The sequence below is a fragment of the Roseomonas sp. 18066 genome (assembly GCF_902706185.1).
Taxonomy (GTDB): domain Bacteria; phylum Pseudomonadota; class Alphaproteobacteria; order Acetobacterales; family Acetobacteraceae; genus Pseudoroseomonas.
In genome coordinates, this window is record NZ_CACSJM010000177.1 from 1 (window position 1) to 11,644 (window position 11,644).

Consider the following 11,644-nt stretch of genomic DNA (forward strand, 5'->3'; position numbering starts at 1 on the left):
GGCTCCGCCCCTGGACCCCGCCGGGGTGATAGTATCACCCCGGACCCCGCCATCTGTTGGCACCTTGAGGCCTGAGGCGGGACGCTCATGAATGTGGGGGTCTGGGGGCATTCAATGCCCCCAGATTCTTCTCTTGAAGAGCCTTACTGAAATCGATCCTTAATCCCGAAATAAGCCCCCACCAGCGGCAGGAACCAGGCCGGCCCGAAATGTCCGGGCACCACCGGCCAGGGCAGGTCGCGCAGAGGATTCGCCTCGGCGCGTCCTCCCATCACCGCCGCCATGTTCTGCCCCATATGCACCGACATCTGCGCGCCGTGGCCGCTGTAGCCCATGGCGTAGAGCAGGCCCTCATGCTCGCCGGCGCGCGGCAGGCGGTCGGCGGTCATGTCGACCAGCCCGCCCCAGCAATAATCCAGCCGGGGCTTGCCGAGTTGCGGAAAGGCCTGCTGCAGTCCGGCCTCCAGGATGCGGCCGCTTTTCGCGTCGCTGGTCGGGTTCGACATGGCGAAGCGCGCCCGCCCGCCCCAGATCAGCCGGTCGTCGGGGCTGAGGCGGTAGTAGTGGCCGATGATGCGCGACGTCGTCGCATTGCGCCGGCCCGGCATGATGGAATGGAGCTGGTCTTTCGACAGCGGCTCGGTGGCGACGATGAAGCTGCCGACGGCGACGATGCGGCGGCGGAAGAAGCCGAAGGGGCCCTTCTGGCTCGGGCCGGTGGCGACCAGCACCTGGGCGGCCTCGATCGTGCCGCGCGGCGTCTCGACGCGATGGGCGCGGCCCTGCAGGCGCGTGAGCCCGGTGACGGGCGTGTCCTCGAAGATCCGGGCGCCGGCACGGGCGGCGGCGGTGGCCAGCCCCGCGCCGAAGCGGCCCATATGCATCTGCGCGCTCTTCTCGTAGACGAGCCCGCCGTAATAGATATCGGACCCCACCTCGGCGCGGACGCCCTCGCGCGGGATCAGGCGGGTGTCGGGGTCGGCCTCGCGCTGCAGCAGGTCGAAGCTGGCGGCCAGCTTGTCGAAATGCTGCGGCTTGGCGGCCAGCTTGATCTTGCCGCAGCGGCGGAAGCTGCAGTCGATCGCCTCTTCGGCCACGATGCGTTCGACCGTGTCCACCGCAGCGTCGAAGGCGTGGTAGAGGCGGCGCGCATGGTCGAGGCCGAGGCTGGCGGCCAGCCCCGCGAAGTCATGCGCCGTGCCGTTGTTGACATGGCCGCCATTGCGGCCGGAGGCGCCGGTGGCCACCCGCCCGGCCTCCAGCAGCACGACGCTGGCGCCGGTCTTCGCCAAGGCGAGGGCGGCGGACAGGCCGGTGAAGCCGCCGCCGATGACCACCGCATCGACCTTGCCGCCCAGGGGACCGGCATCCGCGCCGGCGAAGGGGGTGGCGGTGTCCTGCCAGTAGGGAAGCAGCTTCATGCCGGCCTGGCCTTTCAGAGCCCGAGCAGCCCGGGCAGGCCGCCGATATCGCTGATCTCATGGGCGCCGTAATAGGGCGTCACCGGCTCATGCCCGCGCGCGACATGCGCCCGATGGCCGATGCGCAGATCATGCGCCGACATCAGGTCGTAGCGATAGCTGGAGGAGACATGCAGGATGTCCGCCGGGCTGCAGCCGAGCTGGTCGAACATGTATTCGAAGGCTTGGAAGCGCGGCTTGTAGGCCTGCGCCATCTCGGCGGTGTAGACGGCGTGGAACGGCGCCTCCAGCAGCGCGACATTGCTGTGGATCTGGCTGTTCGACGCGTTCGACAGCACGACCAGCGGGAATTCCTTCGCCACCCGCTTCAGCGGCTCGGCGACGTCGGGATGCGGGCCCCAGGTGGGGACGGCGTCGTAGAAGACCTGGCCGTCGGCCTCGACGAAGGCGATGCCGTGCAGCTTGCAGGTACGCTCGACCGCGTTCTTCAGCACCTGGTCGTAGGGCTTCCAGTCGCCCAGGATCTCGTCCAGGCGATAGGCGGAGAAATCGGCGACGAAGGCGTCCATCCGCTCGGCCGGGATGCGGTCGGCGAAGAGCTCGCGCGCCACCGGGCCCATGCGGAAATTGGTCAGCGTCCCGTAGCAGTCGAAGGTGATGAATTTCGGCCGCAGCTTCGGCATGGATCGTACTCCCTGCAAGGACGGATCGGTTGTCGGCGATGATGCTGCGGCCGTCGCGGCCGATCAGTCCACGCCGGCGGCCACCCGCGGCAGTCGATGCTGCCGAATTTGGCGCAAGGACGGCATCATGTTCTCGCGCGCCGTTGTAACGCTCGGCCCTCCAGCGTTTGCGGCAGGAGGAATGACAGTGTCCGAGGGCAAGACGGCCGGCAGCCTGACCTTGCGGCGGCTCGAGCTGGCCGACCTGGAGGCCGCGCAGGGCCTCTCGCGCGCCGTTTCCTGGCCGCACCGCGTCGAGGACTGGCAGTTCGTGCATGGCCTGGGCTTCGGCGTCGCCGCCGAGGCCGATGGCGCGCTGCTCGGCACCGCCATGGCCTGGCCCTTCGGCGCCGAGCATGCGGCGCTGGGCATGGTCATCGTGGCGCCCGCCGCCCAGGGCCGCGGCCTCGGGCGGCAGCTGACCAGCGCCGTGCTGGCCGAGCTGGAGGGGCGGGTGGTGCAGCTGAACGCCACCACCGACGGCTTCCCGCTCTATGCCAGCCTGGGCTTCGTCGCCGAGGGCGAGATCTGCCAGCACCAGGGCGCCGCCTTCTCGGTCGGCCTGGTGCCGCTGCAGCCGGGCGAGCGGCTGCGCCCGATGGGCCGCAGCGATGCCGGCGTGCTGGCGGCGATGGACCGCGCGGTGACCGGCCAGGACCGCGGCGCCGTGCTCGAGGCGCTGCTGGCCCAGGCGGAGGGCGTGGCGCTGGAGCGCGACGGCGAGACCGTCGGCTTCTCCCTGCTGCGCCGCTTCGGCCGCGGCCATGTCATCGGCCCGGTGATCGCCCCGGACGAGGCGGCGGCGAAGGCGCTGATCGCGCATTGGCTGGGGGTGCGCAGCGGCCAGTTCCTGCGCATCGACGTGCCGCTGGACAGCGGGCTGTCGCCCTGGCTGCAGGAGATGGGGCTGGCGCATGTCGGCGGCGGCACGCCGATGCGGCGCGGCCCGGCGCCGATGCCGGCGGTGGTCCCGGGCGGGCCGCGCCGCTATGCCCTGATCAACCAGGCGCTCGGTTGATCCCGCCGGGCTGAGGCGCGCGATTCCCTCGCGGGCCGGATTGTCCTAGGCTCGCCTTCCTGTTGTTGGATCGCCGGGCTTTGGATCGCTGCATGGTCAATGGACTGCCCCGACTGGACCGGATCGACCTGCGGATCCTGACGCATCTGCAGAAGAACGGCCGCATGACCAATGTGGACCTGGCGGATGCCGTGGGGCTGTCCGCCAGCCCCTGCCTGATGCGCGTGAAGCGGCTGGAGAAGGCCGGCTACATCATCGGCTACGGCGCGCATATCCACCTGCAGAAGCTCGGCGACACCATGACCATCTTCACCGAGGTCACGCTGTCCGACCACCGCAGCCACGACTTCCAGCGCTTCGAGGCGCGCATCCGCGCGGTGGACGAGGTGATCGAATGCCACCTGGTCAGCGGCGGCTACGACTACCTGCTGAAGTTCATGTGCCGCAGCGTGCAGCACTACCAGGACACCATCGAGGTGCTGCTGGCGCAGAACATCGGCATCGAGAAGTATTTCTCCTACGTCGTGATCAAGACGGTCTTCACCAAGCAGCATTACCCGCTGGAACGATTCTTCCCCACGCAGGACTGAAGCCCCCGCCTGCCGCAGCAGATCCTGCCGGGCCGTGCCGCGCATAAAGCAGGCGGCGCTGCCCGGGCCGCCCTAGCCTTCCCCGGCAACGAAGCCAGGGGGCTCACAGGAATGGCACGCGAACCGAAAGTGCTGACCTTCGACGTGGTCGGCACGCTGATCGACTTCGAGAAGGGCATGCTCGACTATCTGCGCGAGGCCTGCGGCCCGGCCGCCGCCGCGCATGACGACGACACCATCCTGGCGCATTACCGGCGCACCCGCGGCAATGCCAAGCCGAAGCGCTTCCCCGACGACCTGGAGCGCGTCTACCACGAGATCAGCGGCCCGCTCGGCCTGCCGCAGAGCGACGAGATCGCGAAAGGCTTCACCCAGTCGATCAGGAACTGGCCGGCCTTCCCGGATTCGGTGGACGCCTTGAAGCGGCTGGCGAAGCGCTACAAGCTGGTGGCCATGACCAATGCCCAGCGCTGGTCGCTGGACACCATGGAGAAGACGCTGGGCAGCCCCTTCCACGACAGCGTCACCGTCGACGACGCGCTGGTCGAGAAGCCCAACCCGCTCTACTTCGCCTTCGCCCGCGGCCGCCTGTCGCGCGACGGCTACAACCGCCCCGACATCCTGCATGTGGCGCAGAGCCAGTACCACGACATCGGCGTGGCCCGGCAGCTGGGCTACACCGTCTGCTGGATCGAGCGGCGCCAGGGCCAGAAGGGTTTCGGCGGCACGCTGGAAGCCGAGCTGACCACCCCCGACTACCATTTCTCGACCTTGGCGCAGCTGGCCGACCTCGCCGAGACCGGCGGGCTGGTGATGAAGACCGAGGACTGAAGGCTGAAGCCTGGGCGTGACCTGGTTTCGTTTCGCCCCTAAGCTGCATCCCGACCAGCAGGAAAGGGATCGCCGCCATGGGCAAGACGGATCAGGCCACGCCACCGGCCGAAGCGGAGCTCACGGTCGAGGCGCTCGACCAGATCGCCGGCGGCGGCGCCGGCAATGTGCCCGGCGCCCTGCCGCTGCCGGTCAATATCGTCAGGACCCCGCCGGCCAAGCCGCCCGGCGGGTTCTGAGGCAAAGCCCAGCGCGGCCTCAGCCCCTGAGGCCGCGCCCGCTGCGCCAGGCCGCCCAGCCGGCGACCGCCAGCAGGACCGAGAGCGCGATGGTGTAGGTCGCGGCCCCGGGCTTCGGCGCGCCGCCCAGCAGCGGCGCCGCATTGGCCGCCAGCAGCCCGAGCAGCAGCCCGGCGCAGGCCATCCAGGCGGCGAGCAACGCGCCCGCGCTGCCGCGCCAGGCCGCCCAGCCGAGCAGCGCGGCGATGGCGAACTCATCCATGGCGAGCGGAAAGATCCCGGGAAAGAAGCCGCCTGGGACGGCGATGCGGCGGGCGATCTCGCCCCCCGCCAGCAGCAGGGCCAGCACCGCGGCCAGGACCCGGATCGTGGTCACGCCGCGGCGCTGCCGGTCAGACCCGCATCGGCATCAGCACGTAGAGCGCCTCGGGCTTGGCCGCATCGACCACCACGGTGGGCGCCGAGCCGTCGGCGAAGCGGAACTCCACCTTGTCGGCGATCTGGTCGGTGATGTCGGCGAGGTAGCGCGCCTGGAAGCCGATCTCGATCGGGGTGGAGGTGTAGGAGACGGCGCCGCCGTCGAGCTCCTCCTCCGCCTGGCCCTGGTCGGGGCTGCTGGCGGTCAGCGTCAGGCTGTCCTGCTTCAGGCTCAGCTTCACCGGCCGCGAGCGCTCCGACGAGATGGCGGCGACGCGGGCCACCGCCTCGGCGAAGGCCTTCTTGTCGACCGTCAGGATCTTGTCGTTGCCGCGCGGAATGACCCGGTCATATTCCGGGAAGGTGCCGTCGATCAGCTTGCTGGTCAGGTGGACGGACCCGAAGGCGAAGCGGATCTTGGTGTCGGACAGCTTCACCGAGATCGGGTCGCTGCTCTCCTCCGCCAGCTTGCGGATCTCGTTGACCGTCTTGCGCGGCACGATGACGCCCGGCATGCCCTCGGCGCCCTCGGGCAGCGGCTCCTCGACGCGGGCCAGGCGGTGGCCGTCGGTGGCGACGGCGCGCAGCACCTTCTGCCCGTCGACCTCGGTCGCGTGGATATAGATGCCGTTCAGGTAGTAGCGCGTCTCCTCGGTGGAGATGGCGAACTTGGTGCGGTCCACCAGCTCCCGCAGCAGGGAGGGGGCCAGCTCGAAGCTGTGCGGCAGCTTGCCCTCGGTCATCGAGGGGAAGTCCTCGACCGGCAGCACCATCAGCGAGGTCGCGAAACGCCCGGCGCGCAGCGCCAGGGGGGCGTCGCCGCCGGCATGGTCCAGCTCGACCTTGGCGCCGTCCGGCAGCTTGCGGACAATCTCGTACAGCGTCGCGGCCGGGGCCGTGGTGCGGCCGGCGCGGGTGATGGTGACGCCCGGCACTTCCTCGACGATGGCGATTTCCATGTCGGTGGCGGTCAGGGTCAGGACGCCGTCCTGGGCCGCCAGCATGACATTGGCCAGGATGGGGATGGTGTTGCGCCGCTCCACCACGCTCTGCACATGCGCGAGCGCCTTGAGCAGAACTGCCCGGTCCACCGAGAACTTCATGGCTTGAGCAACCCCCGCGCGGATAAGAGCGCACGCCACGGCGCACGCCCGGAATCGAGACAAGTCTCCCTCTTTACCAGCCGCGCAGGGGCCGCGAAAGACGCGGCAGCAAGGCGCTGGCCGGAAAGCCCGCGGCGAAACTTTCCGTAAAGCCAATCGTTGCGGGAACCTTAAGGCCAGGGCCGCGTTTCATCCGCCATGGACGCCTTGCCCCCCGTGCCGGCCGCCCCCTGGGCGGAAGACAGCCCGCCTGTCCTGGGCGAAGGCCCGCTGCACGCGCCGCTGATGCTGGTGGGCGAGCAGCCCGGCGACGAGGAGGACCGCCTCGGCCGCCCCTTCGTCGGCCCGGCGGGGCGGCTGCTGGACCGCGCCCTGGCCTCGGCCGGGATCGACCGCCGCGCCTGCTACGTCACCAATGCGGTGAAGCACTTCAAGTTCGTCCCGCGCGGCGGCCGCCGCCTGCACCAGCGGCCCGATGCCGGGGACATCACCCTGTACCGCCCCTTCCTGATGGCCGAGCTGCAGCGCGTCATCCCGCGCCTGGTGGTGGCGCTGGGCGCGACCGCGGCGCAGAGCCTGCTCGGCCGCAAGGTGGGGGTGGCCAAGATCCGCGGCCAGGTGATCCCCGGCCCCGGGCAGCGCCCCACCCTGGTCACCGTCCACCCCAGCTACCTGCTGCGCCTGCCGGACCCGGCGATGCGGGAGGCCGAATATGCGCGCTTCGTCGAGGATCTGGGGGTTGCGCTGGCCTGGAGCCGGGCGGAACGGGAAGGGTGAAGGCCAGGGGCGCTGCCCCTGGAACCCCGCCGGGGTGATCGTATCACCCCGGACCCCGCCATCTGTTGGCACCTTGAGGCCTGAGGCGGGACGCTCATGAATGTGGGGGTCTGGGGGCATTCAATGCCCCCAGATTCTTCTCTTAAATGACCTCTTACCCCACCCCTGCCGGCTCATACCGATCCAGCAAAACCCCCGGGAGCGGCATCGGCGTGGCCGACCAGGTCCAGAGCAGCCAGCATTCCACCGCGCGACCCGGGAAGGCCTGGCGCAGCAAGGCGCGATAGGCGGCCATCTGGCGCAGATAGAGGGGGGGCACGTCCTTCACCTCCGACGGCGGCGGGCGGTTGGTCTTGTAGTCCAGCACCAGCACCCGGTCGTCGGTCACCAGCAGGCGGTCGACCTGGCCGGCCAGCGGCAGGCCGTTGATGCGGCCGGCGATCGGGGCCTCGGCCAGGCTGCCAGGGCCGAAGGCGGCCGAGAGCTCGGGGTGGTCGAGCAGGCGCAGCACCTCGTCGCCGGTGGCCGCGCGGTCGGCCTCGGTCAGGCCATGGCCCGGGCGGTCGAGGAAGCGCCGCGTCACCGCCTCCCGCTCGGCCGCCGGGTAGTCGGGCAAATGCTGCAGCAGGGCATGGATCAGCCGGCCACGCCGGAAACGCTCGCCGGTCGGGTCGGCGCGGCCATGCGGGGCGGCGGTCGGTGTCTGCTCCTCGCCGGGCAGGGCGGAGGGCGACAGGGTCAGCGCCTGGCTTTCCGGGTCGGCGGGGCGGCCGATCCAGGCGGGCAGCGGCGCGAGCTCGGCGGCGGTGGCGGCATGCGGCTCGCGGCGCGGCGCGGCGGTCTGGGCGGATTCCAGGCGGCGCAGCGGCCCGGCGAAGCTCGCCGCCGGCGGCGCGCCGAAGCAGGCCGGGTCCAGCGGCAATTCGACCGCGCCGTCCAACCGAGAAAAACCCTGGGCGACCAGGTCGTACCAGCTGCCCGGCTTGGGCTCGCCCCAGGCGCAGAGGAGCAGCCGGTCCTCGGCGCGGGTCAGCGCTACATAGAGCAGGCGGTTTTCCTCGGCGTCGCGGGCGGCGGTTTCCGCCTCCATCAGCGCGGTCCAGGCCGGTGCAAAAAAGTCCTTGCGGCTGCGCGGCGCCCAATAGGGCAGGGGGGGTGACGCCTCCTCCCAGCGGACCGCCTTGTCGCCGCGGCCGCTGCCGACATCGGGGATGATGACGACCGGGGCCTGCAGCCCCTTGGCGCCATGCGCGGTCATCAGGCGGACGGCGTCGGCCCCCGATTCGGCCTCGCGCCGGACCTCGGCGCCGCCGCGGCGCAGCCATTGCAGGAAGCCCTGCAGCGACGGCGGGTGGCGGCTTTCATAGGTGAGCGCGGCGTTCAGCACCTCGTCCAGCGGGTCGGCGGCATCGGGCCCGAGCCGCGCCAGGATGCGCCCGCGCCCACCATGCTCGCCGAGGATTTCGGCCAGGATGGTGTGGGGGGTCGCCAGATCCGCACGGTCGGCCAGGTCGGCCAGCCAGTCGGCGGCGCGGCCGGCGGCGCTGTCCTCGCCGCGGCGCTGCAGCAGGTTCCACCACAGCGGCTGCACCCGCCCGCGTGCCAGCACGTAGAGATCATCCTCGGGCACGTTGCAGAGCGGGCTTTTCAGCACCGCGGCCAGCTGCAGGTCGTCTTCCGGCAGCAGCAGGATGTCGCACAGCGCCAGCAGGTCCTGCACCGCGATCTGCTCGATCAGCCGCATGCGGTCGACGCCGCCGACCGCCACGCCGCGCGCCTTCAGCGCCCGGACCAGCAGGGTCGAAAACCCGGTGCGCCGGCGCAGCAGAACAAGAATATCGCCGGGGCGGATCGGGCGGTCGCCACGGGCGGGCAGGCGTTCCTCGCGCACCATCTGGGCGATGCGGGCGGCGAGGGCCTCGGCCATCAGCGCCTCGGCATCCTCCTCGCCGACCGGCTCGTCGGGGACGTCCCAGGGTTCCAGCGCGGCGGCGGGCGGCTTGGCCAGCGCGGGCCAGAGCTCGACGATGCCGGCCTCCCCGGCGCGGTCGGCGCGATGGGCCAGCACGGCGCCCTCCGGCACCACGCCCTGGCGCGCGGCGCCCTCGGCGAAGACGGCGTCGACGAGCGCCAGCACCGGGGCGGTGGATCGGAAGGAGACATTCAGCGGGACGGCGGCGAATTTCTCCCCCGCCTCGCCGACGGCGCGCTCGAAATGCGCCTGCCAGCGGGCGAAGCCGGCGGCATCCGCGCCCTGGAAGCCGTAGATCGATTGCTTCTCGTCGCCGACGGCGAAGATGCTGCGCACCGCCTCGGGCTCGCGGGTGCCGAGGCCGGAGAAAAACTCCTCGGCCAGGCGCGCGGCGATCTCCCATTGATGCGGGTTGCTGTCCTGCGCCTCGTCCAGCAGCAGGTGGTCCAAGCCGCCATCGAGCTTGTACAGCACCCAGGCGCTGCCCGGGTCCTGCAGCAGCCCGCGCGCCGCCTGGATCAGGTCGTCGAAATCGACGGCACCCATGCGGGCCTTGCGCGCGGCATAGGCGTTCAGCACCGGCTGGGCGAGGGCCAGCAGCGCCAGCGTCGCGCCATGCAGCCGCCAGGCTTTTCGGCCGTCCTCGAACCGATAGAGGCGCTCGGCTTCCTCGGCCATCAGCGCCTGGGTTTCCTCGTGGCGGTCCTTCAGCCCGCCCTTGGTCGCCATCGACTTCCGCGGGCTGCCATCGGCGGTCAGGAAGATGGCGCACCAATCGTCCCAGCGGGCCTGGCGCGCTTCCAGCGGCAGGTCGATGAAGGCCTTCATCAGCTCGCCGCGGGCGCGGTCATTGGCATTGCCGCTCTGGCGCAGCAGGGCGCTGGCGCGGAGCTGCGGGCTGTCGACCGCGGCGACGGCCTCAGCCAGGGCCTCGCCTTCGCCGCCCTCGCGCGGCAGGCCGAGGCGCTTGCGCAGAAGGACATCGCAGCCGCGGATGCCGCCGGCGGCCTCGATCGCCTTGCCCAGCCGCTCGCGCTCGCGCACCAGCATGCGCAGCGTGTCGGCAAAATCCTCCGGGCTGCCCAGGCCGGCCATGGCGGCGATCGCCTCCTCCGGCAGGGTGCCGGAGGCCAGCGTCATCTCGCGCGATTCGGCCAGCATCTCGGCGGCGTCGGCCTCCTCGATCAGGGTGAATTGCGGCGGCAGGCCGGCTTCCAGCGGAAAGCTGCGCAGCAGCGACTGGCAGAAGGAATGGATGGTGGCGATGCGCATGCCGCCCGGCTGCTCCAGCACCTCCGCGAACAGGGCGCGGGCGCGGCGGGCTAGCGCCGCACCGGGGCGGGCGCCGGTCAGCGCCTCCAGGCTGGCGCGCAGCGTGGCGTCGTCGGCGACCGCCCATTCGCCCAGGCGGCGGGCCAGGCGGGTGGCCATCTCGGCGGCGGCGGCCTTGGTGAAGGTCAGGCACAGGATGCGGCCCGGCTTGGCGCCAGGGCGCAGCAGCAGGCGCAGCACCCGGTCGGTCAGCACCTTGGTCTTGCCCGAGCCGGCCGAGGCCCCCACCCAGGCCGAGGCCAGCGGGTCGGAAGCGCGGCGCTGCGCCGCCTGGGCCGCCTCGCGCGGCGATTCCGCGGGCTGCGCCAGATCGGAGAAAAGATCACGATTCATCGGCGGCACCCCATTCGGCGACGCGCGCCAGGTGGTCGTGGTCGGAGCGGCGCGGCTTCCGCCCCGGATGCGGCCGCGCGACGAAGCGCCGGTCGCCCAGCAGGAAGGCCCGCGCCAGCGCCGCCGTCTGGTCCAGCGCGTCCGCCCCCAGCGCCGCGGCGTCGCCCTTGATCGGCTTGACCTCGCCGGGGGTGCCGCCGCCGGTCAGCCGCCAATGCGCCATGGCCGAGACCACGGCGCCCTCGACCTTCTGGAAGCCGCCGGCCTCGGCGATGGCGGCCTCCAGCGGCATCTGGGGGGCGCGGCCGTCGGTGATCTCCTTGGCGGAGGGCGGGGTGCCGGTCTTGTAGTCGATGATCGACAGGGTGCGGTCGGCGAGCTCGTCGATGCGGTCGGCGCGCACCTTCAGCCGCACCGCGCCCTGCAGGATGTCGAGATGCCCGGACACCTCGGCATGGCGGTGGCGGATTCTTTTTCCTGATGCCTGGGCGGCCTCCTGCGCCACGACGAAGCCGCCGATGCGCGACAGGCGCGGACGCCAGAAGGCCAGCAGGCCGGGGCGGGCGGCGGCCTCGGCCAGCGATTCCTCGGCCGCCTCGTCGAACCAGCGGCTGGCGGTATCGAGGCCGGGCCAGCCGCCGGGGGCTTCGCCCAACCGGCGGGTCCAGGTGGCCAGCACGGCATGGACGATCTGGCCGTAATCGGCGGCGCCGACCTCGGCATCCAGCGGGTCGAGCGGGGTCAGCCGCAGCACGCGGCGGGCATAGAAGCCATAGGGGTCGGCCATCAGGTCGGCGACCTCGGTGACGCTGATCTCGCGCGGGCGGTCGGCGGCCGGCGGGCGCCGACCGCCCGCGCGAGATCAGCGTCACCGAGGTCCTGGCGCTTT

The 11,644-nt window shown here is 71.5% G+C and carries 11 protein-coding genes; 5 read left to right on the forward strand and 6 right to left on the reverse strand.

What is annotated here, in order from left to right; translation table 11 throughout:
* Positions 1-143 precede the first annotated feature (143 nt).
* On the reverse strand, positions 144-1,421 hold the full coding sequence (locus GVN67_RS25200; RefSeq protein ID WP_160000074.1) for an FAD-binding oxidoreductase: 1,278 nt from the start codon (positions 1,419-1,421) through the stop codon (positions 144-146).
* A gap of 14 nt (positions 1,422-1,435) precedes the next feature.
* On the reverse strand, positions 1,436-2,104 hold the full coding sequence (locus GVN67_RS25205) for a haloacid dehalogenase type II (protein WP_160000075.1): 669 nt from the start codon (positions 2,102-2,104) through the stop codon (positions 1,436-1,438).
* 187 nt (positions 2,105-2,291) lie between these two features.
* On the opposite strand from GVN67_RS25205, the gene GVN67_RS25210 reads away from it, so the two are divergent.
* The 4 genes from GVN67_RS25210 (at position 2,292) to GVN67_RS25225 (ending at position 4,821) form a co-directional block, all read left to right on the forward strand.
* Positions 2,292-3,161 (forward strand): GNAT family N-acetyltransferase, encoded by an 870-nt coding sequence (locus GVN67_RS25210; protein WP_235035474.1) that lies wholly within the window; start codon positions 2,292-2,294, stop codon positions 3,159-3,161.
* Positions 3,162-3,253: 92 nt separating this feature from the next.
* Complete coding sequence (locus tag GVN67_RS25215; RefSeq protein ID WP_160000077.1) at positions 3,254-3,751, forward strand: Lrp/AsnC family transcriptional regulator; 498 nt, start codon at positions 3,254-3,256, stop codon at positions 3,749-3,751.
* A gap of 111 nt (positions 3,752-3,862) precedes the next feature.
* A complete protein-coding gene (locus GVN67_RS25220; protein ID WP_160000078.1) occupies positions 3,863-4,582 on the forward strand; it encodes an HAD-IA family hydrolase in 720 nt (239 codons plus the stop codon).
* 77 nt (positions 4,583-4,659) lie between these two features.
* Positions 4,660-4,821, forward strand: coding sequence for a hypothetical protein (locus GVN67_RS25225; protein WP_160000079.1), 162 nt, complete (start codon positions 4,660-4,662; stop codon positions 4,819-4,821).
* A 19-nt stretch (positions 4,822-4,840) separates the two neighbouring features.
* On the opposite strand, the gene GVN67_RS25230 is transcribed toward GVN67_RS25225, so the two are convergent.
* The gene (locus GVN67_RS25230) at positions 4,841-5,197 is read right to left on the reverse strand and encodes a hypothetical protein (RefSeq protein ID WP_160000080.1); all 357 of its coding nucleotides are present in this window, start codon (positions 5,195-5,197) and stop codon (positions 4,841-4,843) included.
* 16 nt (positions 5,198-5,213) lie between these two features.
* The gene (dnaN, locus tag GVN67_RS25235; RefSeq protein ID WP_160000081.1) at positions 5,214-6,341 is read right to left on the reverse strand and encodes a DNA polymerase III subunit beta; all 1,128 of its coding nucleotides are present in this window, start codon (positions 6,339-6,341) and stop codon (positions 5,214-5,216) included.
* 198 nt (positions 6,342-6,539) lie between these two features.
* Between dnaN and GVN67_RS25240 the strand changes: the two genes are divergently transcribed.
* The gene (locus GVN67_RS25240) at positions 6,540-7,118 is read left to right on the forward strand and encodes a UdgX family uracil-DNA binding protein (RefSeq protein ID WP_160000082.1); all 579 of its coding nucleotides are present in this window, start codon (positions 6,540-6,542) and stop codon (positions 7,116-7,118) included.
* A gap of 154 nt (positions 7,119-7,272) precedes the next feature.
* Here the strand turns inward: GVN67_RS25240 and addA are convergent, their stop codons facing one another.
* Both addA and GVN67_RS25250 read right to left on the reverse strand, forming a co-directional pair.
* The gene (gene addA, locus GVN67_RS25245; RefSeq protein WP_160000083.1) at positions 7,273-10,755 is read right to left on the reverse strand and encodes a double-strand break repair helicase AddA; all 3,483 of its coding nucleotides are present in this window, start codon (positions 10,753-10,755) and stop codon (positions 7,273-7,275) included.
* Positions 10,745-11,569: a PD-(D/E)XK nuclease family protein gene (locus tag GVN67_RS25250; protein WP_255430441.1), complete on the reverse strand. Its 825-nt coding sequence runs from the start codon at positions 11,567-11,569 to the stop codon at positions 10,745-10,747. The genes addA and GVN67_RS25250 overlap by 11 nt, the downstream gene beginning before the upstream one ends.
* Between the last annotated feature and the right edge of the window lie 75 nt (positions 11,570-11,644).

What these genes read in the sequence shown, in the direction of transcription:
- GVN67_RS25200 (WP_160000074.1), bottom strand. Translation starts at nt 1,421, where the DNA reads ATGAAGCTGCTTCCCTACTGGCAGGACACCGCCACCCCCTTCGCCGGC.
- GVN67_RS25205 (WP_160000075.1), bottom strand. Translation starts at nt 2,104, where the DNA reads ATGCCGAAGCTGCGGCCGAAATTCATCACCTTCGACTGCTACGGGACG.
- GVN67_RS25215 (WP_160000077.1), top strand. Translation starts at nt 3,254, where the DNA reads ATGGTCAATGGACTGCCCCGACTGGACCGGATCGACCTGCGGATCCTG.
- GVN67_RS25220 (WP_160000078.1), top strand. Translation starts at nt 3,863, where the DNA reads ATGGCACGCGAACCGAAAGTGCTGACCTTCGACGTGGTCGGCACGCTG.
- GVN67_RS25225 (WP_160000079.1), top strand. Translation starts at nt 4,660, where the DNA reads ATGGGCAAGACGGATCAGGCCACGCCACCGGCCGAAGCGGAGCTCACG.
- dnaN (WP_160000081.1), bottom strand. Translation starts at nt 6,341, where the DNA reads ATGAAGTTCTCGGTGGACCGGGCAGTTCTGCTCAAGGCGCTCGCGCAT.
- GVN67_RS25240 (WP_160000082.1), top strand. Translation starts at nt 6,540, where the DNA reads ATGGACGCCTTGCCCCCCGTGCCGGCCGCCCCCTGGGCGGAAGACAGC.
- addA (WP_160000083.1), bottom strand. Translation starts at nt 10,755, where the DNA reads ATGAATCGTGATCTTTTCTCCGATCTGGCGCAGCCCGCGGAATCGCCG.